The organism is Burkholderia lata (genome assembly GCF_902499025.1).
Taxonomy (GTDB): domain Bacteria; phylum Pseudomonadota; class Gammaproteobacteria; order Burkholderiales; family Burkholderiaceae; genus Burkholderia; species Burkholderia lata_C.
In genome coordinates this window covers 113,698-138,861 of the sequence record NZ_CABVPW010000018.1, presented here as the reverse complement: position 1 = coordinate 138,861, position 25,164 = coordinate 113,698, and the positions used below count along the sequence as shown (strand labels likewise).

The 25,164-nt window shown below is 67.9% G+C and carries 18 protein-coding genes and 1 tRNA gene; 5 read left to right on the top strand and 14 right to left on the bottom strand.

Annotated elements, in window-relative coordinates; all coding sequences use genetic code 11:
* Positions 1 to 9: 9 nt before the first annotated feature.
* On the bottom strand, positions 10 to 1,173 hold the full coding sequence (gene dinB / locus BDI24065_RS19750; RefSeq protein WP_175032681.1) for a DNA polymerase IV: 1,164 nt from the start codon (positions 1,171 to 1,173) through the stop codon (positions 10 to 12).
* 137 nt (positions 1,174 to 1,310) lie between these two features.
* Between dinB and BDI24065_RS19745 the strand changes: the two genes are divergently transcribed.
* Entirely contained in the window at positions 1,311 to 2,003 is a 693-nt protein-coding gene (locus tag BDI24065_RS19745) for an aspartate/glutamate racemase family protein (RefSeq protein WP_175032680.1), read from the top strand.
* Between the two features lie 97 nt (positions 2,004 to 2,100).
* Here the strand turns inward: BDI24065_RS19745 and BDI24065_RS19740 are convergent.
* Positions 2,101 to 2,177: transfer RNA gene (locus tag BDI24065_RS19740), tRNA-Met, on the bottom strand.
* Positions 2,178 to 2,360: 183 nt separating this feature from the next.
* Between BDI24065_RS19740 and xth the strand changes: the two genes are divergently transcribed.
* A complete protein-coding gene (gene xth, locus BDI24065_RS19735) occupies positions 2,361 to 3,137 on the top strand; it encodes an exodeoxyribonuclease III (protein ID WP_011352583.1) in 777 nt (258 codons plus the stop codon).
* Between the two features lie 23 nt (positions 3,138 to 3,160).
* On the opposite strand, the gene BDI24065_RS19730 is transcribed toward xth, so the two are convergent.
* The 4 genes from BDI24065_RS19730 to glnA form a co-directional block, all read right to left on the bottom strand.
* Entirely contained in the window at positions 3,161 to 5,275 is a 2,115-nt protein-coding gene (locus tag BDI24065_RS19730) for a prolyl oligopeptidase family serine peptidase (RefSeq protein ID WP_175032679.1), read from the bottom strand.
* A gap of 89 nt (positions 5,276 to 5,364) precedes the next feature.
* Complete coding sequence (ntrC, locus tag BDI24065_RS19725; protein ID WP_175032678.1) at positions 5,365 to 6,882, bottom strand: nitrogen regulation protein NR(I); 1,518 nt, start codon at positions 6,880 to 6,882, stop codon at positions 5,365 to 5,367.
* Between the two features lie 46 nt (positions 6,883 to 6,928).
* A complete protein-coding gene (gene glnL, locus BDI24065_RS19720) occupies positions 6,929 to 8,071 on the bottom strand; it encodes a nitrogen regulation protein NR(II) (RefSeq protein WP_174933544.1) in 1,143 nt (380 codons plus the stop codon).
* Positions 8,072 to 8,232: 161 nt separating this feature from the next.
* Positions 8,233 to 9,648: a type I glutamate--ammonia ligase gene (gene glnA, locus BDI24065_RS19715; protein ID WP_122945803.1), complete on the bottom strand. Its 1,416-nt coding sequence runs from the start codon at positions 9,646 to 9,648 to the stop codon at positions 8,233 to 8,235.
* A gap of 405 nt (positions 9,649 to 10,053) precedes the next feature.
* Between glnA and BDI24065_RS19710 the strand changes: the two genes are divergently transcribed.
* Positions 10,054 to 10,518, top strand: coding sequence for a rhodanese-like domain-containing protein (locus BDI24065_RS19710; protein ID WP_122945804.1), 465 nt, complete (start codon positions 10,054 to 10,056; stop codon positions 10,516 to 10,518).
* A gap of 115 nt (positions 10,519 to 10,633) precedes the next feature.
* On the opposite strand, the gene BDI24065_RS19705 is transcribed toward BDI24065_RS19710, so the two are convergent.
* The 5 genes from BDI24065_RS19705 to hrpA all read right to left on the bottom strand — a co-directional run bounded on the left by BDI24065_RS19705 (position 10,634) and on the right by hrpA (position 18,754).
* Positions 10,634 to 11,449, bottom strand: coding sequence for a competence/damage-inducible protein A (locus BDI24065_RS19705; RefSeq protein ID WP_175032677.1), 816 nt, complete (start codon positions 11,447 to 11,449; stop codon positions 10,634 to 10,636).
* Positions 11,446 to 12,273 carry an EI24 domain-containing protein gene (locus tag BDI24065_RS19700; RefSeq protein WP_175032676.1) on the bottom strand — a complete coding sequence of 276 codons (828 nt, stop codon included), beginning with the start codon at positions 12,271 to 12,273 and terminating at the stop codon, positions 11,446 to 11,448. The genes BDI24065_RS19705 and BDI24065_RS19700 overlap by 4 nt, the downstream gene beginning before the upstream one ends.
* A gap of 111 nt (positions 12,274 to 12,384) precedes the next feature.
* Complete coding sequence (locus BDI24065_RS19695; protein WP_043190403.1) at positions 12,385 to 13,359, bottom strand: sterol desaturase family protein; 975 nt, start codon at positions 13,357 to 13,359, stop codon at positions 12,385 to 12,387.
* Positions 13,360 to 13,375: 16 nt separating this feature from the next.
* Positions 13,376 to 14,365 carry a beta-propeller fold lactonase family protein gene (locus BDI24065_RS19690; protein ID WP_027786950.1) on the bottom strand — a complete coding sequence of 330 codons (990 nt, stop codon included), beginning with the start codon at positions 14,363 to 14,365 and terminating at the stop codon, positions 13,376 to 13,378.
* A gap of 180 nt (positions 14,366 to 14,545) precedes the next feature.
* A complete protein-coding gene (hrpA, locus tag BDI24065_RS19685; protein ID WP_175032675.1) occupies positions 14,546 to 18,754 on the bottom strand; it encodes an ATP-dependent RNA helicase HrpA in 4,209 nt (1,402 codons plus the stop codon).
* 23 nt (positions 18,755 to 18,777) lie between these two features.
* Between hrpA and argA the strand changes: the two genes are divergently transcribed.
* Positions 18,778 to 20,157, top strand: a complete 1,380-nt coding sequence (argA, locus tag BDI24065_RS19680) for an amino-acid N-acetyltransferase (RefSeq protein ID WP_122945809.1) — start codon at positions 18,778 to 18,780, stop codon at positions 20,155 to 20,157.
* Positions 20,158 to 20,206: 49 nt separating this feature from the next.
* The gene (locus BDI24065_RS19675) at positions 20,207 to 20,482 is read left to right on the top strand and encodes an oxidative damage protection protein (protein ID WP_006478357.1); all 276 of its coding nucleotides are present in this window, start codon (positions 20,207 to 20,209) and stop codon (positions 20,480 to 20,482) included.
* A gap of 139 nt (positions 20,483 to 20,621) precedes the next feature.
* Here the strand turns inward: BDI24065_RS19675 and BDI24065_RS19670 are convergent, their stop codons facing one another.
* The 3 genes from BDI24065_RS19670 to BDI24065_RS19660 all read right to left on the bottom strand — a co-directional run bounded on the left by BDI24065_RS19670 (position 20,622) and on the right by BDI24065_RS19660 (position 25,085).
* A complete protein-coding gene (locus BDI24065_RS19670; RefSeq protein ID WP_175032674.1) occupies positions 20,622 to 22,037 on the bottom strand; it encodes an MFS transporter in 1,416 nt (471 codons plus the stop codon).
* A 103-nt stretch (positions 22,038 to 22,140) separates the two neighbouring features.
* The gene (locus BDI24065_RS19665; protein ID WP_175032673.1) at positions 22,141 to 23,337 is read right to left on the bottom strand and encodes a CaiB/BaiF CoA transferase family protein; all 1,197 of its coding nucleotides are present in this window, start codon (positions 23,335 to 23,337) and stop codon (positions 22,141 to 22,143) included.
* On the bottom strand, positions 23,334 to 25,085 hold the full coding sequence (locus BDI24065_RS19660; protein ID WP_175032672.1) for an acyl-CoA dehydrogenase family protein: 1,752 nt from the start codon (positions 25,083 to 25,085) through the stop codon (positions 23,334 to 23,336). The genes BDI24065_RS19665 and BDI24065_RS19660 overlap by 4 nt, the downstream gene beginning before the upstream one ends.
* Positions 25,086 to 25,164 lie beyond the last annotated feature (79 nt).

Sequence of the window (25,164 nt, the reverse complement as noted above, 5' to 3'; positions counted from 1 at the left end):
GTGCTTTTTTCATGGTGCGGGCGCCTCGTCGTCGAACAGCGAGAACTGCCCGTGGCGCTCGGCCGTATCCTCGTCGATACGCACGCCGACGCCGAGCAGCCGCACCGCCTGCGCTCGTCGTTGCAGCCCCTTCGCGAGCAGCGTGACGGCCGTGTCCGCATTCGTCGCGTCGGCCACGCACTCGACCGTCGTGCGCTGGAAATCGGCGAAGCGGATCTTCACGTACAGCTTGCGGATCGAGCGCGCGGCGCCCGCCCGTTCGATCCGCGCGTCGAGTTGCACGACGAGGCGGCGGATTTCCTCCGCGCACTGCTCGAGCGTCGTCAGGTCGGTCACGTAGGTCGTCTCGACGCTGACCGACTTGCGCTCCTGGTCGGCCTGCACGGGCCGCTCGTCGATCCCGCGCGACAGCTCGTACAGCCGCCGCCCGAACGCGCCGAATTCGCGGTGCAGGTCGATCAGCGGCCAGTCGCGCAACTGCGCGCAGGTCTGGATACCGAGCCGGTCGAGCCGCGTGGCCGTCACCTTGCCGACGCCGTGCAGCTTGCGCACCGGCAGCGCCGCGACGAACGCGTCGATCTCGTGCGGCCGCACGACGAACAGCCCGTCGGGCTTGTTCCAGTCGGACGCGATCTTCGCGATGAACTTGTTCGGCGCGACGCCGGCCGACACGGTCACGCCGACCGTGTCGAACACGCGCTGGCGAATCTCCTGTGCAATCAGCGTCGCACTGCCCTGGCACCGCTCCGACCCGCTGACGTCGAGGTAGGCCTCGTCGAGCGACAGCGGCTCGACGTCAGGCGTGTAGTCGCGATAGATCGCCATGATCTGCCGCGACGCCGCGCGGTACTTGTCCATCGCGGTCGGCAGGATCAGCAGGTCCGGACACTTGCGCATCGCCAGCGCCGACGACATCGCCGAATGCACGCCGTAACGCCGCGCCTCGTAGTTGCAGGTTGCGATCACGCCACGCTGGTCGGGCCGGCCGCCGACCGCGAGCGGCCGGTTGCGCAGCGACGGGTCGTCGCGCATCTCCACCGACGCGTAGAAACAGTCGCAATCGCAATGAATGATCTTGCGCATGCGCGGCAGTGCGTCGCCCGGCGGCGGCACGTGCGGTTCGGCAGGCGGAATGATGGTCGGGTTCACGGTGCCGATACTGTACAAAAACACAGTGCCGGTTTCAACTGTCGCGTGCGCCCGGGCCTGGCGGCGCCGTACTGGCCCGCTTTGCGCGGATCGTACCGGCCGGGCGCAGACAGCGGCGCCTATACTCGTCTGCCGCAATACATGAAACGCAAAGGTGACGGATGAAGACGATCGGACTGATCGGCGGGATGAGCTGGGAATCGTCCGCCGAGTACTACCGGATGATCAATCGCCATTCGAAGGCGCTGCACGGCGGGCACCACAACGCGAAGAGTGTGCTGGTCACGGTCGATTTCGCGGAAATCGAAGCGCTGCAGCGCACGCACGACTGGGTCGCGCTCGGCGAACGGATGGCCGGCGCCGCGCGGCAGCTCGAAGCGGCCGGCGCCGACCTCGTCGTGCTGACGACCAATACGATGCACCGCGTCTGCGATGCGATCGAAGCCGCGGTAACGCTGCCGTTCCTGCACATCGCCGATCCGACCGGCACCGCACTGCGCGATGCCGGTGTCGAGCGCGTCGCGCTGCTGGGCACGCGCTTCACGATGGAGCTGCCGTTCTACGCGGAGCGGCTGCGCGACAAGTTCGGGCTGGAAGTGCTCGTGCCGGATGAACGCGGACGCGACGACGTGCACCGGATCATCTACGACGAGCTGTGCCACGGCATCATCTCGCCGGAATCGCGCGCGACGTACGTGACGATCATCGAGGAACTGGCCCGGCGCGGCGCGCAGGCCGTGATCCTCGGCTGCACGGAAATCACGCTGCTGATCGGCGCGGACGATTCGCCGCTGCCGGTGTTCGATACGACCGCGCTGCATGCGAAGGCGGCGGTCGAGTGGGCGGCGGGCTGATCGCTGCCGCGCAGAAAACAAAAAACCCGGCACGGGGCCGGGTTCCTGTCGACGAAGCGCGCATCGGTCACTTGCGCTGCACATCGTCTGGTGTGCTTGGTTGCGGGGGTAGGATTTGAACCTACGACCTTCGGGTTATGAGCCCGACGAGCTGCCAGACTGCTCCACCCCGCGTCAGAGAAATAAATTATAGGGTGAGGGAGCACTCACGTCAACACTTTTGTCACAATTTCTTCTCGGTTCATCAAAACAGCGGCGCACCGTAGCCCCCCCGCCCCGCACGAAGCGCGCGTTCGCGCCGCGTGCACGCGGTAAGATGGCGGCCTTCGCATTCACCCCGCACGCACACTCCCGTTCATGAAAATCGCCACCTGGAACGTCAACTCGCTCAACGTCCGCAAGCAGCATGTGCTCGACTGGCTCGCGCAAAGCGGAACCGACGTACTGTGCCTGCAGGAACTGAAGCTGCCGGACGAGAAATTCCCGCGCGCCGAGCTTGAAGCCGCCGGCTACCGCAGCTGGTTCACGGGCCAGAAGACCTACAACGGCGTCGCGATCCTCGCGCGTGACACGCTGTCCGTCGACGAATCGGACGTCGTGCGCAACATTCCCGGTTTCGACGATCCGCAGCAGCGCGTGGTCGCCGCGACGGTCGACGGCGTGCGCATCGTGTCCGCGTACTTCCCGAACGGCCAGGCGCCCGACTCCGACAAGTTCGTCTACAAGATGCAATGGCTCGACGCGCTGCAGGCATGGCTGCGCACCGAGCTGCAGCGCTACCCGAAGCTCGCGCTGCTCGGCGACTACAACATCGCGCCGGAAGATCGCGACGTGCATGACCCCGCGAAATGGGAAGGCCAGAACCTCGTGTCGCCGCAGGAGCGCGCGCACTTCGCGCAACTGATCGAGCTCGGCTTCGTCGATGCGTTCCGCCGCTTCGAACAACCGGAGAAGACCTTCACGTGGTGGGACTACCGGATGATGGCGTTCCGCCGCAACGCGGGGCTGCGCATCGACCACGTGCTGCTGTCGCCGGCGCTCGCGGAAACCTGCACGTCGTGCGAAGTCGATCGCACGCCGCGCACGTGGGAACAGCCGTCCGACCACACGCCCGTCGTCGCGGTCGTCGGCTGATCTCCCGGGCAGCCCGCGCGCGCTCAGCGCCGCGCGGGCGCCGGCCCGAGATGGGCCCACAGGAACCCGAATTCGGCCGCATCGGCCTCCGCGCGTTCCAGATCGTCGGCGCTGCCGTGTCCGCCGTCGGTGTTCTCCCAGTACCACACCCGTTCGTGACCGAGCGCATGCATGCGCGCGGCCATCTTGCGTGCATGCGCAGGATGCACGCGGTCGTCGCGCGTCGACGTCGTCAGCAGCAACGGCGGATACGCGACGCCTTCACGCACGCGGTGATACGGCGAGTACGCGGCCAGCGCCGCGCCTTCGTGCGGATCGTCCGGGTCGCCGTATTCGTCGAGCCACGCGGCACCCGCATGCAGCTTCGGATAGCGCCGCATGTCGAGCAGCGGCACGCGGCAGAGCACCGCGCCGAACAGCGCCGGCCGCTGCATCATGCACGCGGCGACCAGCAGCCCGCCGTTGCTGCCCCCCTCGATGCCGAGCTGTGCGGCGGTCGTCACGCCGGTCGCGGCCAGATCCTCGGCCACCGCGATGAAATCGTCGAATGAACGCTGGCGGTGCTCGCGCTGCGCATCGACGTGCCAGCGCGGCCCGAACTCGCCGCCGCCGCGGATATGCGCGAACGCCATCACGCCGCCGCGCTCGAGCCACCCGATACCGAACGCGTCGCTATAGCCCGGCAGGTTCGGGATCGCAAAGCCGCCATAGCCCGACAGCAGGCACGGCCGCGCGACACGCGCGGCGCCGTCGGCCACGTCGAGCGCATCGCGCGGCCCGATCAGCGTGTACGGCACCATCGTGCCGTCTTGCGAGCGCGCGCTCGCGCGGCGCACGACGAGCCCGGCCGCGTCGAACTGCACCGGCGGCCGGTCGAGCAGCACGCGGCGCGACGGCGCATCGTCCGCGCGATCCGCAAGATCGGCCAGCCAGCATTCGGGCGGATCGAGATAGGTGTCGACGTCCACGTAAATCTCGTCGTTCAGCGTCGACTCGACAGGCTCGACGTCGATCTGCGCATCGCCCGGCCCCGGCCACTCGAACGGCCGCGCATCCCACGTCCACGTTCCGTCGTCGGCCTGACTCGGCTGCCACAGCATCGTGCGGTTGTGCACGTCGTCGAGCCAGCTCGCGATCAGCGTCGTGCGCGTGTGGGTCCACGTGCACGCGGACGTCGACGGTTGCGGCGCGAACAGCGTCGTGAGCTCGCGCGACCCGGCCAGGAACGCCTGCTCGCGGATCGCGAGCAGCGAACCGCCCGCATGGCGCACACCGTCGCAATCCCAGTCGAGGCGCGGCTCCAGCACGAGCCAGCCTTCCCAGAACCCGACCTCGACATGGGTCGGCACGTCGTAGCGCACCCACTCGCCCGCATCGGTCAAGCGGTACGCATGTGAATCGAAAAAGTCGACGCTGCGCCACGCGACGTGGCGGTTGTCGATCGGATCGAACCCCGCACCTGCACTGATGTCGTCTGGTTCGCCGCGGAAGACGACCGGCGCATCGGCGAGCGCGGTGCCGCGCACCCAGCGCCGCGCTTCGTACGGATACCCGGCCGCGGTCGCATGCGCTTCGCCGCGATCCCAGCTCACGTAGACGGTATCGCGATCGATCCAGCCGACCGTGTGATGCCCCGGCTCGTCGATCGTGAAGCCGCCGTCGACGAAACGGCGTTCGACGAGATCGAATTCGCGCACGACGACCGCGTCGGCGCCGCCCGGCGACAGCGACAGCAGCGCGCGGTCGCCATCCGGATACAGGATCGAGTCCTGCTCGAACACCCACGACTCGCCCTCCTCCGCACCGAGCGCGTCGACGTCGAGCAGCGTTTCCCACGCCGGGTTTCCCGCGCGCCAGTCGTCCCAGCGCGTGCGGCGCCACAGCCCCTTCGGATGGAGATCGTCCTGCCACAGGTCGTAGGCCCAGTCGCGCCAGCGGGTCGGAATCACCGGGCGCTCGCGCGGCAGGTACGCTTTGGCGAGGCGCGCCGTCAGCGCGCGATACGCGTCGTCGTCACGCAGCGCGGCGCGCGTGCGCGCATTCTGCTCGTCGACCCACGTGCGGGCGCGCTTGCTGTCGAGCGATTCAAGGAAACGGAACGGGTCGGCCTCGGCGGGCCAGCGGAAGGAATCGGACATTGCGAATGGGCGGAATGGCAAACGGCATGCAAACCGCGATTATGTCCGATCGCGGCATGCGCGACGCCCGCGCATGCCGCAAATCGTGCTCAGGGCTCCAGATGGAGTTCCTGGATCTTGCGCGTGATCGTGTTGCGGCCGATGCCGAGCCGCTCCGCGGCCTCGACCTTGCGGCCGCGCGTGAAGTCGAGCGCTTCGCGGATCACGGCCGCCTCGAAGCGGCGTGCGAGTTCGTCCATCACGTCGGCCGAGTTCTCGCGCAACAGCCGTGCGACTTCGGTGCGCAAGCCATGCTCCCAGACCGGATAGCCAGCCGGCGCGCCGCCGTTCGGCGCGGCCGCGACAGGCGCGGACGCCACCGGCACCGCACCGATCGCCGGTTGCGCGAGCGCCGTATCGCCACCGCCGCCGTGCGCATCCGCACCGTCGCCCGTCGCGGCCACCGGCGCACCGGCCGGCACGAGGTCGGGCGGCAGGTCCTTGATCTCGACCGTCTGCGCAGGCGCCATCACGGTCAGCCAGTTCGCGAGGTTCTCGAGCTGGCGCACGTTGCCGGGAAACGCCAGCGACGTGAGGTACGCCAGCGCTTCGTCGGACACGCGCTTCGGCTCGACGCCGAGATCGCGCGCGCTCTTCTGCAGGAAGTGGCGCGTGAGCAGCGCGATGTCCTCGCTGCGTTCGCGCAGCGGCGGCAGGCGCAGCCGGATCACGTTGAGCCGGTGGTAAAGGTCCTCGCGGAACAGCCCCTGCCGCACGCGCGATTCGAGATTCTGGTGCGTCGCGGCGATCACGCGCACGTTCGCGCGCAGCGGGTTGTGCCCGCCGACCCGATAGAACTGCCCGTCCGACAGCACGCGCAACAGGCGCGTCTGCAGGTCGAACGGCATGTCGCCGATTTCGTCGAGGAACAGCGTGCCGTTCTCGGCCTGCTCGAAGCGGCCCTGCCGCGTCGTCTGCGCGCCGGTGAACGCGCCGCGCTCATGGCCGAACAGCTCGGATTCGAGCAAATCCTTCGGAATCGCCGCGGTGTTCAGCGCGATGAACGGCCCGTTCGCGCGCGGGCTGTGACGGTGCAGCGCACGCGCGACAAGCTCCTTGCCGGTGCCCGATTCGCCGGTGATCAGCACGGTCGCGGCCGAGTGCGACAGACGGCCGATCGCGCGGAACATGTCCTGCATCGCGGGCGCCTGGCCGAGCATCTCGGGCGCCTCAGCGACGCGCTCGTCCTGCGGCACGCCGCCGCGCAGGCTTTCTTCCACCGCGCGGCGGATCAGCTCGACCGCCTTGTCGACGTCAAACGGCTTCGCGAGATATTCGAACGCGCCGCCCTGGAACGCCGCGACGGCGCTGTCGAGATCGGAGAACGCCGTCATGATGATGACGGGCAGGCCCGGCAGGCGCTCGTGCATCGCCTGCAGCAACTCGAGGCCCGAGCCGCCCGGCATCCGGATGTCGGATACCAGCACCTGCGGTGTCTCGTGGTCGAGCGCGGCCAGCGCGTCACGCACGTTCGCGAAGCTCTTCGTCGCGAAGCTGTCCCGGGCGAGCGCCTTTTCGAGCACCCAGCGGATCGATTGGTCGTCGTCTACTATCCAGATCGGCTTCATAGGTCGGTCAGATATTGGTAAATCCGGTGAATCGCCATGCTGCCACTCAATGGTCGAGCGGCAGCAGGATCTGAAATTCGGTACGTCCGGGCCGGCTTTCGACCTCGATCATCCCGTCGTGCTGCTGCACGAACGTCTGCGCGAGCGTGAGGCCGAGGCCGCTGCCGTCGTCGCGCCCGGACACGAGCGGGTAGAAGATCCGGTCGCGGATTTCTTCCGGAATGCCGGGCCCGTTGTCGATCACGTGCAAGTCCAGTGCCAGCCGGTACAGGCGTTTCGCGATCGTCACCTTGCGCGCGATGCGCGTGCGCAGCTCGATCTTCGCGTCGCCCTGCGCGATCCGGTCGCGCAGCGCCTGCGCGGCGTTGCGCACGATGTTGAGCAGCGCCTGGATCAGTTGCTCCTTGTCGCCGCGCAGGTCCGGCACGCTCACGTCGTAGTCGCGCTCGATCGTGAGCCCGCGCGGGAATTCCGCGAGCATCACCGCGCGCACGCGTTCGCATACTTCATGAATGTTCACGTCGCCGACGATGTGCGGATGCCGGTGCGGCTCCAGCAACCGGTCGACGAGCGTCTGCAGGCGGTCGGACTCCTTGATGATCACCTGCGTGTATTCGCGCAACTCGCCACGCTCGCGCTCGCCGAGCTCGAATTCGAGCAGCTGGGCTGCGCCGCGAATCCCGCCGAGCGGGTTCTTGATCTCGTGCGCGAGGTTGCGGATCAGTTGCTTGTTGACCGCGGTCAGGTCGTGAATGCGCTCCTCGCGATCGGTGCGCGACTGCCGCTCGTTCTCGAACAGCTCGACGAGCACGAAATCGGGCGAGGTCTCGAGGAAGCCGACGATCGCATGCACATGCAGCGGTTCGCGGCCGGGCCGGTCGAGCACGGTATCGAGGTGCGTCGCGTGAAAGCGTTCCTCGCCGATCGCGGTGATCGTCGACGCAAGCTCGTTCGCGTTCGGAAAAATCTCGCCCCACGGCCGCTGCGCGAGCTGCCGGCGCGAGATGTCGAGCATCGCCTCCGCGGACGGGTTCGCGAACGCGATCCGCAGCGTCTTGCGGTCGAGCACGATCACGACCGTCGGCAGCGCTTCCAGCCCCGCCAGCAGGCCCGAGCGGGCGAGCCGCTCGTCGTCCGTCAGTCGCTCGGGTTGCCCCGTTTTCGCCTTGATCAGATTCTTCAGAACCATCTGCGTGCTTGTCGCGCCTCAACGGGCCAGAAAAGGAAAATCTCCGGAACAAAAAAGGGACGGCTGGACGCCGCCCCTTTCAGACTTCCGCCGTTCCCGCCGCAGGCCGCGCGACGGGAACGAACCGGCATGACGGCGCTGAATCGAAGCGCCATCGCCGATTAGAGCGAGTAGTACATCTCGAACTCGATCGGGTGCGTCGTCATGCGGAACTTCGCCAGCTCCTGCTCCTTCAGCGCAAGGTACGCGTCGAGCATGCTGTCCGTGAACACGCCGCCACGGGTCAGGAACTCGCGATCCTTGTCGAGCGCTTCCAGTGCCTGGTCGAGGCCTGCGCACACGGTCGGGATCTTTGCATCCTCTTCCGGCGGCAGGTCGTACAGGTTCTTGTCCGCGGCTTCGCCCGGATGGATCTTGTTCTGGATCCCGTCGAGGCCTGCCATCATCAGTGCCGAGAACAACAGGTACGGGTTCGCCATCGGATCCGGGAAGCGCGTTTCGATACGGCGGCCCTTCGGGTTCGACACGTGCGGAATGCGGATCGATGCCGAACGGTTGCGTGCCGAGTAGGCGAGCTTGACCGGTGCTTCGAAGTGCGGGACCAGACGCTTGTACGAGTTCGTCGTCGGGTTCGTGATCGCGTTCAGTGCACGGGCGTGCTTGATGATGCCGCCGATGTAGAACAGCGCCAGTTCCGACAGGCCGGCATAGCCGTTGCCTGCGAACAGGTTCTGGCCGTCCTTCCAGATCGACTGGTGAACGTGCATGCCCGAACCGTTGTCGCCGACGACCGGCTTCGGCATGAACGTCGCCGTCTTGCCGTACGAGTGCGCGACGTTGTGGATGATGTACTTCGACCATTGCGTCCAGTCGGCGCGCTCGACCAGCGTCGAGAACTTCGTGCCGATTTCGTTCTGGCCCTGGCCCGCCACTTCATGGTGGTGCACTTCGACCGGGATGCCGAGCTGTTCGAGCAGCAGGCACATTTCCGAACGCATGTCCTGGAACGTGTCGACCGGTGCGACCGGGAAGTAGCCGCCCTTCGTGCCCGGACGGTGGCCCGTGTTGCCGCCTTCGAATTCCTTCGCCGACGACCACGGTGCTTCTTCCGAGTTGATCTTCACGAAGCAGCCCGACATGTCCGTGCTCCACTGGACCGAGTCGAAAATGAAGAATTCCGGTTCCGGACCGAAGAAGGCCGTGTCGCCGATGCCCGTGCTCTTCAGGTACGCTTCCGCGCGCTTCGCGAGCGAACGCGGGTCGCGCTCGTAACCCTTGCCGTCGGCCGGCTCGACCACGTCGCAGGTCAGCACCAGGGTCGACTCTTCATAGAACGGGTCGATGAAGGCGGCGTTCGGATCCGGCATGAGCAGCATGTCCGACGCCTCGATGCCCTTCCAGCCGGCGATCGACGAGCCGTCGAATGCATGACCGCTTTCGAACTTGTCTTCGTCAAACGCCGAAACCGGCACCGACACGTGCTGTTCCTTGCCGCGCGTGTCCGTGAAGCGGAAATCGACAAACTTGCAGTCCTCGTCCTTCACGAGTTGCATGACGTCGGCGACGGTTTTACTCATAACCTCTTCTCCTGATTGAACAATTCCGGCGGACTGGGAACCGCCTCGTTTATCGAGCTGACCGGGGTCTTGCTTTTGCGCAGCGCGCCCCGATTCGACCGAATCCTATAAAGCAGCTTCCGTGCCACCTACGCGCAAGACTGGCGCGAATCGCGCCAGCGCTCGTCACGACGGGGCTGTGCTGCGCAATTCCGGGGCTCGGCTTCGCACCGCCAGCCGACCGAAAGCACCTCGATGGTGCAATCGGTGCAACGCGCCGCGCCCACGGAATCATTCTGGTGCATGCGCGCCATTCTGCACTCTTTTGGTGAACGCGTGTGGGGTGCGCGCACCGTACCGCACACGGACATCCGCGCCGCGACGCCGCGCTAGAATGTTCGTTTGACCGATAGGAGACTCCCTGCCATGAGTACGCTCGACCAGCTTTACGCGAAGGCCGACGAACGCCGCGCACAAGGCGCGCTCAACTACGCCGGGGCGCTGCTGCCGGCCGAGGCCTTCGAACTGCTGCAGCTCGATCCGTCGGCGCGCCTCGTCGACGTGCGCACCCGCGCCGAACTCGACTGGATCGGCCGCCCGCTCGTCGGCGACGGCCAGTACCTGCACCTCGAATGGACGCGCTACCCGGGTGGCGTGCCGAACGCCGAATTCGTCAACGAACTGAAGGCGGCCCTCCCGGCCGATACGCCCATCCTGTTCCTGTGCCGCAGTGCCGCGCGCTCGAAGCTCGCCGCGATCGCCTCCACGCAGGCCGGCTTCACGAAGGCGTTCGACCTGCTCGAAGGCTTCGAGGGCGCGAAGGACGCCGAAGGCCACCGCAAGACGGTCGAAGGCTGGTGCTTCCGGAAACTGCCGTGGATCGGCGCCTGACGGCGCGCCGCTCCCGCCGGTTGCGACAACCTCATCGTCGAGCCGGGCGATGACATGCCGATGACGGGCCGCGTTGCGCGGCCCGTGGCTTTTGTGCCGCCGGTTGGCGGGCCGCTCAGCCGCGCGGCGTATCGGCTTCGACGACGTCGCCGCCGAGCAGGTGCACGCCTTCGCGCAGCTTCACGTACGCGGCTGCGACCGCTTCCGGCTCGCCCTTCACACCGAGGTCGATGTGACGGCGCGCATAGATTCCGCCGCGCTCCGCATCGCCCACGCTCGGCAGGCTGAACACGCGCACGCCCGGGAAATCGCGCTCGATGCGCTCCATCAGCGGCGTGAGCGTCGATTCCGGCAGCTCGAACACGTACAGCGAGCGCTCCGCGTGCGGCGTCGCATGATGCAGGTGCGCGTACTTCGTATCGAGCACCCATTCGATCATCGGCCACGCCATCACCGGGAAGCCCGGCACGAAGTGCAGGTCGCCGACCGAGAAACCGGGAATCCGGTTGTAGCCGTTCGGGATAATCGCCGCGCCCACCGGGAACACGCCCATGTTGAAGCGGTGCTGGTTCTCCGGCGACTCGAAATCGACCGGCTTGGCCGGATCGGTGTGCGTTTCGCGGATCCGCTCCGAGATCAGCACCTTCGCTTCCGGATGCAGCTCGAGCGACACGCCGAGCGCGGCAGCCGCGCACTGGCGCGTGTGGTCGTCCGGCGTCGCGCCGATCCCGCCCGTCGAGAACACGATGTCGCCCGACGCGATCGCGCGTGCGAGGGTCGCCGTGATGCGCGCCGGATCGTCGCCGACATATTCGGCCCAGTCGAGCGTGAGGCCGCGCGCGCCGAGCAGCTCGATGACCTTCGCCAGATGCTTGTCCTGCCGGCGGCCCGAAAGGATTTCGTCGCCGATGATGATGATGCCGATGCTCATGCCTGCCCCATGTCGATTGCGGTGGCGCGCGAACTCGCACGCAGGTCCTCCAGCGCGCGCAGGCAGTAATGCCCGAACCACAGTGCCGAGAAGACGAGGATGAAAGCGTAAACCCAGATCATGGCCGCCGCGACGAACGGGAACAGCACCATCATCCAGACCGACGATACCCATACGAAGGTCGGCACGGTGCCGAGCAGCCCGGTCGCGACGCCAATGCCGATCAGCGGCCAGCGGTGCTGCCGCACCAGCGCGCGGCGTTCGTCGCGGCTCGCGTGCAGCGCCAGCGCGTCGTAGGTCATCACGCGGTACGTGAGCCAGCCCCAGATCACCGGTGGCAGCAGCGCGAAGAACGGCGGAATCAGCCACAGCGGAATGGTGACGACGAGCACGATCACACCGGCGATCGCCGCCCCCAGCGAATTGAACACGCTGCCGAAGAAGGTGCCGCCGCGCTTTGACTCGAGCGCCGCGAACTGCCGGTTCGACAGGTGCTTGATCACGACCGGCATCGAAATCGTCGCGATCAGCAGCAGCACGGTCAGCACGATCAGCGGGATCGCGAGCGACACGACCACGAACGGCGCGACGACCGCATGCAGCTGCGACATGCCGATCGCGTCGAACGCGCGATACAGCATGGCGGTCAGCACGAAGCCGTCGAGCGCGCCGCGTGCGAGGTCCAGCAGCGACTGCCACGAGAACCACAGCACGACGCCCCACAGGACGGCCGAGACGAGAAACGGCATCAGGGTGAGCCACAGCATGCGCGGATGCAGTGCGCTCGCCAATGCCCGGACGAAGGAACGCAGCAAGTCGTTCATGCGAGCCTGTATCGACGGAGAAAAACGGGGAAAGGATAAACCACGCGGCCCGCATGCGCCAAAGCACATGCGGGCCGCGTGGGAGAGCCGCTCAACGTGGGAATGGCCGGATCAGGCCGATGCCGCGCCGCGCTTGGCGGGGAACAGGCGCCGGAAGATCCGCACGAACGCGAGGCCGTGCTGCGCCCAGAAGCCTTCGCCGTAGGACACGCCTTCGACCTGGTCGCGGATGCCGGTCGGCTCGACCGTGCGGTTCCACGACGCGGTGCCGAACATCATGTCCCACCACGGGAACAGCACGCCGAAGTTGCAGCCGTACTTGGTGCCTTCGTGGCCGTAGCCGACCGCGTGGTGGCGGCGGTGGAAGATCGGGCTCACGAGCAGGCGCTCGCCGAGCCAGCCGAACGGCAGCCGCGCATTCGTGTGCTGAATGCTCTGCATGAAGTTGGTGAACGCGGTCAGCACGACGAACTGCGACGGGGTCACGCCGATCACGAGCGCGATCGCCGCGAAGAAGCACGACTGGATCACGTCGTCGAGCACGTGGTTGCGGTCGTCGCACCACAGCGACATCTGGCGCTGGCTGTGATGCACCGCGTGCAGCTCCCACCAGATGCCGAACTTGTGCTGCCAGCGGTGATACCAGTAGCCGGCGAAATCGAGCACGACGAGATAGATCGCGAACGTGACGATCGGCTTCGACGTCACGCCCGGCCACAGGTAGTCGAGGTTGAGGTTCGCGACGCCGTGCAGGCGCAGCCATGCCTGGAAGTTGTCGAACAGCGGCTGCAGCGCGAAGAAGAAGAACAGCGAGTAGATGCCGAGCTTCGCGATCGCCGTGTAGATCACGTCGACCCGCACGGCCCGGCGGTTCGTCCAGCGCTCGACCGGCAGCAGCGCCTCGAGCGGGCGCAGCAGCACGAACATCAGCACCATCTGCAGCGCGCCGACGATCACCCAGTACAGCGCGTCGTAGGTGTCCTCGTCATAGTCCATCAGGTTGAACTTGAAGAGGAGCGGCTGCACGACGTCAACGTACAGCCAGGTCTGGATATCCGATACGAACGCATCGATCAGGTGCAGCATCGCTCTCCCCCGCCCGTCACGCGCCGTTCGCGGCGCGCCACGGCGCGCGGTCGTAGAAATAGATGCCGTGCGGCGAGCGGCCGACGGCGATCGTCTGCACCAGCTTGCGCGAAGCGAGATCGATGATCCCGACCTTCTTCGCGAAGCGGAACGTCACCCACAGCGTCTTCTTGTCGGCGGACAGCTCCATGTCGTCCGGGCCCGGCAGCAGGCCGGTGATGTCGCCGACGTTGGTGAGCGTGTTCTCGTCGATGATGCTGATCGTGTTCGCGACCCGGTTCGTCACCGCGACGTGCGTGCCGTCGGCGAGCGAGCGGAAGTTGTGCGCGCCCTTGCCGGTGTAGATCTGCTTGACGACCTTCTGGTTGCGCCAGTCGACCACCGCGACGTAATCCGCGCCGGTCATCCCGACGAGCAGGTACTTGTCGTCCGGCGTGAGCCACAGGCCGGCCGGTACCTTGCCGACCTTCATCTTCCACTTGACCGTCTGCGTCGGCAGGTCGATCGCCGCGATCTCGCCGGAAACCTGCAGCGACACGAGCAGCGTCTTGCTGTCCTTCGTGAACGCGAGGTGGCTCGGCATCACTTCGAGCGGCACGCGCTTCACGAGCTTCAGGTCGCGGCCGTCGTAGCCGTAGATGTCGACGCGGTCGAGGCGCAGGCCGGCCGCCGCGAACCACTTGCGGTCGGGCGAGAAGCCGAGCTGGTAAGGATCGTCGATCCCTTCGACGGTGCGCTGCAGCTTGCCCGTCTTCGGATCGAGGAACATCAGGCTGTTCGAGACCGAATTTGCAACGATCAGCGACGAATTGTCGGGCGTCGCCATCAAGTGATGCGGTTCCTTGCCGGTCGGCATCGTACCGACGACCTGGCGGGTCTGCTGGTCGATCAGGGACAGTGTCGCTTCGGCCGAATTGAGGATGATCACGTTATTCGCGTGGGCGGCGGGCGCCAGCACGGCGGCGGCCAGCGCGAGCGTGCGGCCGAGGGAAAGGAAAGTGCGCATGAAGACTCACGTCGTGGAACAACCGTCATTGTAAAACGTTCAACCGGCCCGGCCGGTTGACCGAAGCCGGCATTGCGCCACTTCGACGCACGCCGCGGCGGCCCGGTCGGCCGGCGCGGCAGGCGCCGCGCGGCCGGCCGGGGCCGGCCGCCGGTGCGGGCCCGGGAAACCGATGTTGCGCTAGCGCTGCATCGACTCCCAGACCTTGTGCAGACGCTTGACAGAGACAGGCATCGGCGTGCGCAGTTCCTGCGCGAACAGCGAAATCCGCAGTTCCTCGAGCAGCCAGCGGAATTCCGCGAGCCGCAAATCGGCGACGCCGCCGCGCTGCGACACCGCGCGCTGGTACTGCTGGGCCAGCGGCAACAGGTCGGCCGACTGCTTCGCGTCGCGCGCCGGATCGGCCTTCAGCTTGTCGATCCGCAGCGCGATGCCCTTCAGGTAGCGCGGGAAGTGCGCCAGTTGCGCGTAGGGCGTGTCGATCACGAAGCGCTTGCCGACCAGCGCGGCGAGCTGCTGCTGCAGGTCCGCATGCGCCTGCGCAAACGGCTTCGCCTGCGCGAGCTTCTTCACGAGCCCCGCATATTCGGCGAGGATCTGCCCGACCAGCCGCGCGATTTCCTGCGCGAGCAGGTTCAGGCGGCTCCGGCCCTCGTCGCGGCGCGCGTGGAAGCTCGCGTCGTCGTCGGGCAGCGGATCCTGCAGGCACGCGCGGTCGAGCGCCGTGTCGATCAGTTGGTCGCGCAGCTCGTCCTGCGTGCCGAGCGACATGTACTGCATCGCCATCTCGCGCAGCCCCGGCAGGTTCTTCTCGAGGAACTTGATCGGCTCCTTCAGCTGCAGCGCGAACAGCCGCCGCAGGCCGGCCCGGTGGATGCGCGCGGCCTCCTCCGGCGAATCGAACACCTCGACGTCGCAATGCGTGCCGCGATCGACGAGTGCCGGGTAGCCGTACAGCGTCTGGCCGCGCCGGCGGATCTCCAGCAGCTCGGGCAGCTTGCCGAAATTCCACGTCGTCAGATTCTCGTACAACGCGGTCGCGCCGGCCTCCGCCGGAGCGGCGGTCTGCGGCGCCGCCCCCTTGCCGGTCTTCGCGTTGCGGCCGGCGGCACCGGTCGTGGCAACCGCCGCCGGCGCCTGGCCGATGGGCTGGCCGTCATCGGCATCGCCGCCCGCCGCGATCGTCGACGCCGCCGCGATCTTCTGGAACTGCTGCTGCGCCTGCGCGCCGAGCTCCTGGCGAAGCTGCGCGAGATTGCGCCCCATCGCGAGCTGGCGGCCGTGCTCGTCGATCACCTTGAAGTTCATGAACAGGTGCGCGGGCAGCGTCTCGAGCTTGAAGTCGGCCGTTTTCATCGCGATTTGCGTTTCACCGCGCACGTCGGCGATCAGCGCCTCGACGAGGCCGCCCGCGCCGAAGCGCTCGCGGCCCATCCGCTCGACGAAACCGGCCGCATACTCGGGCAGCGGCACGCAGTGCCGGCGCAGCTTCTGCGGCAGCGACTTCAGCAGCAACTGCACCTTTTCCTTCAGCATCCCCGGCACGAGCCACTCGCAGCGGCGCGCGTCGACCTGGTTCAGCGCATACAGCGGCACCGCGAGCGTCACGCCGTCGCGCGGCGTGCCGGGCTCGAAGTGATACGTGAGCGCCATCTCGACGCCGGCCATCGTCGCCCGCTTCGGGAACAGCTCGGTCGTCACGCCGGCCGCCTCGTGGCGCATCAGGTCGTCGCGCGACAGGTACAGCAGGCGCTGCTTGTCCTCCGCCTGGCCGCCCTTCTTCACCTCGTCGCGATACCAGCGCTCGAAAGCGGCACCCGTGTGAATCCCTTCCGGAATCGCCTGGTCGTAGTACGCGTAGATCAGCTCGTCGTCGACCAGCACGTCCTGGCGGCGCGACTTGTGCTCGAGCTGCTCGATGTCGGCGAGCAGCTTGCGGTTGTGCGCGAAGAACGCGAGCTTCGTGTCGAATTCGCCCTCGACCAGCGCGCCGCGGATGAACAGCTCACGCGCCCGCGACGGATCCTGCTTGCCGAACGCGACGCGCCGGCGGTGGTAGATGGGTAGCCCATACAGCGTCGCGCGCTCGTACGCGCTGACCTGCGCCGGGCGCTTTTCCCAGTGCGGCTCCGACAGCGATTTCTTCAGCAAATGCGCGCCGATCTTCTCGACCCATTCGGGCTCGATCTTCGCGAGGCAGCGCGCGTACAGCCGGCTCGTCTCGACGAGCTCGGCCGCCATCACCCAGCGGCCGGCCTTCTTCGCGAGCACCGAGCCCGGCCACAGGTAGAACTTGATCCCGCGCGCGCCGAGATAGTGCGGATCGTCATCGGCCTTCAGGCCAAGGTTGCCGAGCAGGCCCGTCAACAGGGCCAGATGGACCTGTTCGTAGGTCGCCTCGACTTCGTTCAGCCGCCAGCCGTGCTCGCGCACGACGGTCAGCAGCTGCGAATGGACGTCGCGCCACTCACGAAGCCGCAGGTGCGACAGAAAGTTCTGCCGGCACGCGTCGACGAGTTGGCGGTTCGACTTCTTGTGCGCGACCGCCTCTTCGAACCACGCCCAGATCTTCAGCCATTGCAGGAACTCGGAACGCTCGTCGGCAAACCGGCGATGTGCCTGGTCGGCCTGCTCCTGCGCTTCGATCGGGCGGTCGCGCGGATCCTGCACGGACAGCGCGCTCGCGATGATCAGCACCTCGCGCAGCGACTGCTGGTCGCGCGCGGCAAGAATCATCCGGCCGACGCGCGGGTCGAGCGGCAGTCGCGCGAGTTCGCGGCCGAGCGGCGTCAGCGCGTTGTCGTCGTCGACCGCGCCGAGCTCGTTGAGCAGCTGGTAGCCGTCCGCGATCGCGCGGCCGGGCGGCGGCTCGAGGAACGGGAACGACTCGATCGCCGTCAGGTGCAGCGATTTCATCCGCAGGATCACCGACGCGAGCGACGAGCGCAGGATTTCCGGATCGGTGAAGCGGGCGCGCGCCTGGTAATCGCTTTCCTCGTACAAGCGAATGCAGACACCGTCGGCCACGCGGCCGCAACGGCCCGCGCGCTGGTTCGCGGCCGCCTGCGAGATCGACTCGACCTGCAGTTGCTCGACCTTGTTCCGGTACGAATAGCGCTTCACGCGCGCAAGGCCCGTATCGACGACGTAGCGGATGCCCGGCACCGTCAGCGAGGTTTCGGCCACGTTGGTCGCGAGTACGATCCGGCGCGCGTTCGACGCCTTGAACACCTTGTCCTGGTCGGCCGCCGAGAGCCGCGCGAACAGCGGCAGGATCTCGGTGTGCGGCGGATGGTGCTTGCGCAGCGCCTCGGCCGCTTCGCGGATCTCGCGCTCGCCGGGCAGGAACACCAGCACGTCGCCGGGGCCTTCGCGGCACAGCTCGTCGACCGCGTCGACGATCGCGTCCATCAGGTCGCGCTCGGCTTCGCGCGCGGTCTTCACGCGATCGCGGCCGGCCGTGCCTTCCGCGTTCTTCACGGCCGGGCGATCCTCGGCCACCGGCCGGTAGCGCATCTCGACCGGATACAGCCGCCCGCTCACCTCGATCACGGGCGCGGGACGCTCGTCGGTGCCGAAATGGCGCGCGAAGCGATCGGCGTCGATCGTCGCGGACGTGACGATCAGCTTCAGGTCCGGCCGCCTCGGCAGGATCTCCTTCAGGTAGCCGAGCAGGAAGTCGATGTTCAGGCTGCGCTCGTGCGCCTCGTCGATGATCAGCGTGTCGTACGCCTTCAGCAACGGGTCGGTCTGCGTCTCGGCGAGCAGGATCCCGTCCGTCATCAGCTTCACGGACGCGCCCGGCGCGAGATTGTCGGTAAAGCGCACCTTGTAGCCGACCACTTCGCCGAACGGCGTGCCGAGTTCCTCGGCGATCCGGCGGCCGGTGGACGACGCGGCGAGGCGGCGCGGCTGCGTATGGCCGATCAGGCCCGTGCCGCCGGCGCCGAGGCCGCGGCCGAGATCGAGACAGATCTTCGGCAGCTGCGTGGTCTTGCCCGAGCCGGTTTCGCCGCAGACGATGACAACCTGATGACCGGCGATCGCGCGCGCGATTTCGTCGCGCTTGCCCGACACGGGCAGGCTTTCGGGGTACGTGATCGGCGGGACGGGATTCGGCGCGACGACGGCGCGCGGCGGCCGCTCGCGGCGCGGCGCCCGCTCGCCCGTTGCAGCGGACGCGTCCTTCGCGGCCGGCTGGCGCGCGTCGCCGCGCGGTTCGTCACCACGCGGCCCGCGCGGCGTGTGTGCAGGCTTGCCCGCCTGCTGTTCCTGCGGCCGGCGTGGCGGCTGGCCCTGCTGCTGGCGTGCATCGGCCGCACCATCCGGGTGCCGGGCCGACGGCGCTTTGGCCCGCGTCGGCGCGGGACTTTTAGGTACATTCGACATGGGGGCGCATTATAATCCCGCCCATGAATTCCCAAACCGACCTCCCCCCCGCCCAGACCGGCGCCACGACGCCGCCGGCCGCCGACGACTCGGCCGCCAGTCACGCGCAGTTCGTCGACTGGATGCGCTCCGTCGCACCCTATATCCACAAGTTCCGCAACAGCACGTTCGTCGTGGGGTTTGGCGGCGAGGTGGTGCAGCAGGGGCTGCTGAATGCGCTCGTGTCCGACATCGCGCTGCTGCAGGCGATGGGTATCCAGATCGTGCTGGTGCACGGCTCGCGCCCGCAGGTCGAGGAGCAGCTGAGCCTGCATGGTGTCGAATCCGAGTTTTCGCACGGGCTGCGCATCACCGATGCGCGCGCGCTCGAATCCGCGAAGGAAGCGGCCGGTGAAGTGCGTCTCGACATCGAGGCCGCGATCAGCCAGGGTCTGCCGAACTCGCCGATGGCGCACGCGCACATCAGCGTCGTGTCCGGCAACTTCGTGACCGCACGGCCGGTGGGGATTCTCGACGGGGTCGATTTCGCGCATACGGGCATCGTGCGCAAGATCGACGCCGAATCGATCCGCCATTCTCTCGCGAGCCGCAAGCTCGTGCTGCTGTCGCCGCTCGGCTTCTCGCCGACCGGCGAAGCATTCAACCTGTCGATGGAAGATGTGGCGTCGGCCGCCGCGATCGCGCTGCGCGCCGACAAGATCGTGTTCCTGACCGAAGGCCCCGGCATCGTCGACGACGAAGGCGAGCTGATCCGCGAAATGTCGCTCGACGCGGCAGCCGAGCTGCTCGATTCCGGCAACGTCCAGGGCGACGACGCGTTCTTCCTGAAGCACTCGATCCGCGCGTGCCGCGGCGGCGTGACCCGGGCCCACCTGATCCCGCAATCGCTCGACGGCAGCATGCTGCTCGAACTGTTCCTGCACGACGGCGTCGGCACGATGATCTCGTACGAGAACCTCGAAAGCCTGCGCGAAGCGACGCCGGACGACGTCGGCGGCATCCTGTCGCTGATCGAGCCGCTCGAGTCGGACGGCACGCTGGTGCGGCGCGGCCGCCACCAGATCGAGCGGGACATCGACCACTTCTCGGTGATCGAGCACGATGGCGTGCTGTTCGGCTGCGCGGCGCTGTATCCGTACCAGCAGGAAAAGATCGGCGAGATGGCGTGCCTGACGGTCGCGCCGGAAGCACAGGGCTCGGGCGACGGCGAACGCCTGCTCAAGCGCATCGAGCAGCGCGCCCGCGCGCGCGGCCTCACGCATATCTTCGTGCTCACGACGCGCACCGAGCACTGGTTCCTCAAGCGCGGCTTCGTCAAGGTCAGCGTCGACGACCTGCCGGAAGACCGCCGCAAACTCTATAACTGGCAGCGCAAGTCGCTCGTGCTGATGAAGCAGCTCTGAGCGCAGGCACGACTGCCCTCCCCCAGACCGATTACAGGAGAAGTACACGATGGCTCGAATGATCCAATGCGCGAAGCTCGGCAAGGAAGCCGAAGGCCTCGATTTTCCGCCGCTGCCGGGCGAACTCGGCAAGCGCATTTACGAGAGCGTCTCGAAGGAAGCGTGGCAAGGCTGGTTGAAGCAGCAAACGATGCTGATCAACGAAAACCGCCTGAACATGGCGGACCCGCGTGCGCGTCAGTACCTGATGAAGCAGACCGAAAAATACTTCTTCGGCGACGGCGCGGACCAGGCGTCCGGCTACGTGCCGCCGACGGAAGGCTGATGACGCGAAGCGCGCGGCCGGCAAGTTGCCTGCCGCACGCTTCGGGAATGACGGCACCGTGTTTCGCACGGTGCCGTTTTCTTTTGGGGACGCGCGTTCGGTGCGTTCCGATCTCCCGCGCGGCGACGCGCCGTGCCGCTCAGCCGGCCGGCTTCAGCGCGCCGCCCTCGCCCGGCTGCGCGTGCCCGTCGGCCGCCGCTTCCGCACCGCCACCTTCGGTGCCCCATTCGGCCGCATCGCTGCGTTCGGCCGTCGACAGTTCGTCCGCGCGATACCCGGTGCGATTCAGCAGCGCCAGCATGCAGACGAGCGACACGAACGCGTAGAGCCCCGATGCGACCGCGACGCCGACGATGCTGCCGGTCGCGTTGAGGATGGCCTGCGCGAGCACGGGCGTGCCGCCGCCGACGACGAGCGCGCTCAACTGATACGCGAGCGACAGGCCCGTGTAGCGGATGTTCGCCGGGAACACGCGCGCGAGCACGCCGCCGACCGCGCCATAGAACATCGCCGACGGAATCGTCGAGATGCACATGCCCGCGACGGCCACCCAGTACGAACGCGTCGCGAGCGCATGGAACATCACGGGCATCAGCACGATTTCCGGAATCAGGATCCAGCACATCGCGCGGCGCATGTCGACCTTCGACACGAACCACGCGCCGACCGGCTGCATCAGGAACTGCACGACGAGCGAGATCGACAGGATGCCGAGGAATGTGCCCTGCGCGTAGCCGAGTTCCTTGGTCGCCCACGACAGCGCGAACGTGCTGCGGAAGTACGTGACGTTGATCACCGGCAGCGTGCCGGCCGCGAGCAGCACGACCACCCAGTGATCGCGCACGACGTCGCGCAGCGGCAGCTTCACGGTGCGCTTGCGTGCGAGCACGCGCTGCATGTCGGCGGACTCCTCGAGCTTCAGCCGGATCACCATGCCGATGATGACGAGCACGGCCGACAGCAGGAACGGAATGCGCCAGCCCCACATCAGGAACGACGGCGTCGGCAGCGCGCTCAGCGCGAAGAACGCGGCCGTGGCCAGCAGGTTGCCGGTGGGCGAGCCCTGCTGCGCGAACGCCGCATACAGGATGCTGCGATGCTTCGGCGCGTTCTCGCTCGCGATCAGCACCGCGCCGCCCCACTCGCCGCCGACCGCGATGCCCTGCAGCACGCGCAGCACGACGAGGCCGGCCGGCGCCCAGACGCCGATCTGCGCATAGCCGGGCAACAGGCCGATGCCGGTCGTCGCCAGCCCCATCATCACCAGCGTGATCACGAGCGCGGTCTTGCGGCCGACCCGATCGCCGAGATGCCCGAACACGATGCCGCCGAGCGGCCGCGCGGCGAAGCCGGCCCAGAACGTGACGAACGCAAGCAGCGTCGCGACACCGGGATCCATCGTGCTCGCAAAGAACACCTTGCCGAACACGAGCGCCGCGGCCGTGCCGTAGATGTAGAAGTCGTACCACTCGATCGTGGTGCCGACGAACGCCGCGAAGGCGGCGCGGCCGGGCCGCGGCTGCTGCGCGGCGGTCGGGGATTGCTGACGGCTCATCGATGTCTCCATGTCTGTGTGTCGGGGGCGCGACTGTCGCGCGCCTTTCCCGGGTGGCCGGCATGGCGCCGCCGGCCGGCGGCGTCGTGTCAGTCGGGATCGCCTAGCCGGGGGCCTCCCTCAGCACGCCGGCGTCGAGCAGTTGCTGCTGGAGCGCGGGATCGACGCCGAGGCGATCGAGCACCGCGCGCGTGTCGCCACCGAGCGCGGGCGGCGGCGAACGATAGGTGGCCGGCGTGCGCGACAGCTTCACCGGCGACGCCGTGCCGCGATACGCGCCGATCTCGACGAACAGGTTCCGGTGCAGCGCATGCGGATCGTGCGCAACGTCTGCCACCGTGCGCACCGGCCCGCACGGCACGCCGGCTGCCATCAGGTCGCGCGCGAGCGGCTCGCAGGCGTGCACGGCGAGCCGTGCCTCCAGTTCGGCCTTCAGTTCGGGCCGATGCGCGCAGCGGCTGCGGTTGTCGACGAAGCGCGGATCGCCCGCGAGCGCCGGCACGCCGAGATGCGCGACGAGACGCGCGAACTGCCGGTCGTTGCCGATCGCGAGGAAGATCGGCACGGTCGCCGTGCGGTAGCTGTCGTACGGCGCGATGTTCGGATGCGCGTTGCCGCTGCGCGCCGGCACGCGCCCGGAACCGAAGAAATTCGGCAGGTGCGGATGCAGCAGCGATACGCCGCAGTCGTACAGCGCGATGTCGATCGACTGCCCGCGCCCGCTCTTCTCGCGCTCCGCGAGCGCCAGCAGGATGCCCGCGAGCGCATTGAGGCCAGTGACCATGTCGACGATCGGCAAACCGATGCGCATCGCGTCGCCGTCGCGCTCGCCGTTGACGCTCATCAGCCCGGCCATCGCCTGGATCACCGCGTCGTAGCCGGGCAGGCCGCCGAGCGGGCCGTCGTCGCCGAAGCCCGTCACCGCGCAGTGGATCAGCCAAGGGAAACGCGGCTGCAGGTCGCGTGCGTAGTCCATCCCCCAGCGCGCGAGCGTGCCGGGCTTGAAGTTCTCGACCAGCACGTCGGCCTCGTCGAGCAGACGCCACAGGATCGCGCGCCCTTCGTCGCGCGACAGGTCGAGCGCGAGCCCTTCCTTGTTGCGGTTCACGCCCATGAAGTACCACGCGGTATCGCCGAGGAACGGCGGCCCCCAGCCGCGCGTCTCGTCGCCGTCCGGCGGCTCTATCTTGACCACCGTCGCCCCGTGGTCGGCAAGCGCCTGCGTGCAGTACGGGCCGCCGAGCACGCGGCTCAGGTCGACGACCTTCAGGCCGTCCAGTGCGCCACGCGTCGTGCTCATCGCTCGACCTCCGGCAGCAGGTCGAGCGCGGTATCGAGCGCGACCGGCGTGCCGCGCAGCAGCGCTGCGTACGCGGCCGATTCGTCGTCGCGCGACGCCGGCGCGAGCGGATCGACCGGCAGCAGCTTGTGGCGCACGATCAGGTGCGCGAGCGCGAGCCGCCGGAAATCCGGCGCGAGCCGCACGCCTTCGCAGGCCATCAGCACGGCCGCACTCGCGTAGTACAGCGCGGACGCGGCCTGCCGCACGCGCGCGTCGTCGCCTTCCGTCGCGACCCGGGCGAGCGCGTCGCAGGCGCGCGCGAGGATGCGCCGCAGCGCCGCACGGCTCGCATCGGGCAGCGGCGCCGCGCCGAGGCGATCGCCGAGGAACGCGCGCAGCGCATCGAGCGCCTGCTCACGCTGCGCGGCCCGCGCGACGTCGAGCGCGACGATGTTGCTCGTGCCCTCCCAGATCGAGCCGAGATGCGCATCGCGCACGATGCGCGCGTCGCTCCATTCCTCGATATAGCCGGTGCCGCCGCGCACTTCCATCGCATCGCCCGTCACGCGCCGCGCATCGCGGCACGCGCGGAACTTGATCAGCGGCGTCAGGATCCGCACGCAGCGCGCGGCCTGCTCGTCGCCCGCATCAGCCCGCGGCAGCAGCAGCGCGATCTGCATGAACATCGCGCGCGCGGCCTCGGCCGGCAGCAGCATCTTCAGCAACTGGCGCTGCATCAGCGGCATCTCGATCAGCTTGCGGCCGAAGGCCTCGCGATGCGCGGCAACGTGCAGCGCCTCGTTCAGCGCGCGCCGCATCAGCCCCGCCGCGCGCACGCCGTTCGACAGCCGCGACATGTTGATCATGTCGGCCATCTGGTGAAAGCCGCGGCCGATCTCGCCGATCAGATACGCCTGCGCGCCTTCGAGCGCGATCTCGCCGCTCGCCATCGAACGGCTGCCGAGCTTGTCCTTCAGGCGCACGATCCGGTAGCGGTTGCGCGTGCCGTCCGGCAGCGTCTTCGGCAGCAGGAACAGCGCGAGGCCCTTGATGCCGTCCGGCGCGCCGTCGGGCCGCGCGAGCACCATCGCGAGATCGGCATCGGCGTTCGAGCAGAACCATTTGTCGCCGGTCAGACGCCAGACGGTCTCGCCGTGCGCGCCTGTCTCGCGCGTCGCCCGCGTCGCGATCCGGCCGACGTCGGAGCCCGCCGCCTGTTCGGTCATGAACATCGCACCCTGGTACAGCGTGTCGAAATCGCGCGACGCAAGCATCGGCAGGTAGCGCGCAACGATCGCCGGATCGCCGAAGCGGCGCAGCGTGCGCGTCAGCGAATCGGTCATGCTGACCGGGCAGCACAGCCCGAATTCCGCCTGCACGAACAGGAACGTCAGCGCGTACTTGACGAGCGGCGCGACGGATTCGGATCCGTGGCTCAGCGACGCGAGCCCCAGCTCGGCATACGCGACGCGCTCTAGCGCGACATACGCGGGATCCTTGTCGATCCGCTGCACGGCCTCGCCGCGCCGGTTGCGGTGCTCGAGCACGGGCGGGTGCTTGTCCGCGCGCGACGCCCATTCGTCGAGCTCGCCCGACACGCGTGCGCCGAGTGCGCGCAGCCGCGGCTCGAGCTCGGCATACTGCGCATCGCCGAGATGCAGCTTCAGCAACGCGCCGAGATCGGGATCGACCGTGAAGAAATTGATGCCCCGGCTGTCGGGGATGTTGGATGCGCCGGCGTCCGGCGTGCGAGCGGTGTCGTTCATGCATGCGTCTCCTGGGTTGCCTGCACGTCGGCTGGCGGCGGCGCCGCGGCGCCCGCCCCATCCCGTGCAAAGCCTTCCG

Bases quoted from the DNA above. Each gene is read 5' to 3' on its own strand.
- BDI24065_RS19745 (WP_175032680.1), top strand. From the start codon at position 1,311: ATGAAGACGATCGGACTGATCGGCGGGATGAGCTGGGAATCGTCCGCC.
- xth (WP_011352583.1), top strand. From the start codon at position 2,361: ATGAAAATCGCCACCTGGAACGTCAACTCGCTCAACGTCCGCAAGCAG.
- BDI24065_RS19730 (WP_175032679.1), bottom strand. From the start codon at position 5,275: ATGTCCGATTCCTTCCGCTGGCCCGCCGAGGCCGACCCGTTCCGTTTC.
- ntrC (WP_175032678.1), bottom strand. From the start codon at position 6,882: ATGAAGCCGATCTGGATAGTAGACGACGACCAATCGATCCGCTGGGTG.
- glnL (WP_174933544.1), bottom strand. From the start codon at position 8,071: ATGGTTCTGAAGAATCTGATCAAGGCGAAAACGGGGCAACCCGAGCGA.
- glnA (WP_122945803.1), bottom strand. From the start codon at position 9,648: ATGAGTAAAACCGTCGCCGACGTCATGCAACTCGTGAAGGACGAGGAC.
- BDI24065_RS19710 (WP_122945804.1), top strand. From the start codon at position 10,054: ATGAGTACGCTCGACCAGCTTTACGCGAAGGCCGACGAACGCCGCGCA.
- BDI24065_RS19705 (WP_175032677.1), bottom strand. From the start codon at position 11,449: ATGAGCATCGGCATCATCATCATCGGCGACGAAATCCTTTCGGGCCGC.
- BDI24065_RS19700 (WP_175032676.1), bottom strand. From the start codon at position 12,273: ATGAACGACTTGCTGCGTTCCTTCGTCCGGGCATTGGCGAGCGCACTG.
- BDI24065_RS19695 (WP_043190403.1), bottom strand. From the start codon at position 13,359: ATGCTGCACCTGATCGATGCGTTCGTATCGGATATCCAGACCTGGCTG.
- BDI24065_RS19690 (WP_027786950.1), bottom strand. From the start codon at position 14,365: ATGCGCACTTTCCTTTCCCTCGGCCGCACGCTCGCGCTGGCCGCCGCC.
- hrpA (WP_175032675.1), bottom strand. From the start codon at position 18,754: ATGTCGAATGTACCTAAAAGTCCCGCGCCGACGCGGGCCAAAGCGCCG.
- argA (WP_122945809.1), top strand. From the start codon at position 18,778: ATGAATTCCCAAACCGACCTCCCCCCCGCCCAGACCGGCGCCACGACG.
- BDI24065_RS19675 (WP_006478357.1), top strand. From the start codon at position 20,207: ATGGCTCGAATGATCCAATGCGCGAAGCTCGGCAAGGAAGCCGAAGGC.
- BDI24065_RS19670 (WP_175032674.1), bottom strand. From the start codon at position 22,037: ATGAGCCGTCAGCAATCCCCGACCGCCGCGCAGCAGCCGCGGCCCGGC.
- BDI24065_RS19665 (WP_175032673.1), bottom strand. From the start codon at position 23,337: ATGAGCACGACGCGTGGCGCACTGGACGGCCTGAAGGTCGTCGACCTG.
- BDI24065_RS19660 (WP_175032672.1), bottom strand. From the start codon at position 25,085: ATGAACGACACCGCTCGCACGCCGGACGCCGGCGCATCCAACATCCCC.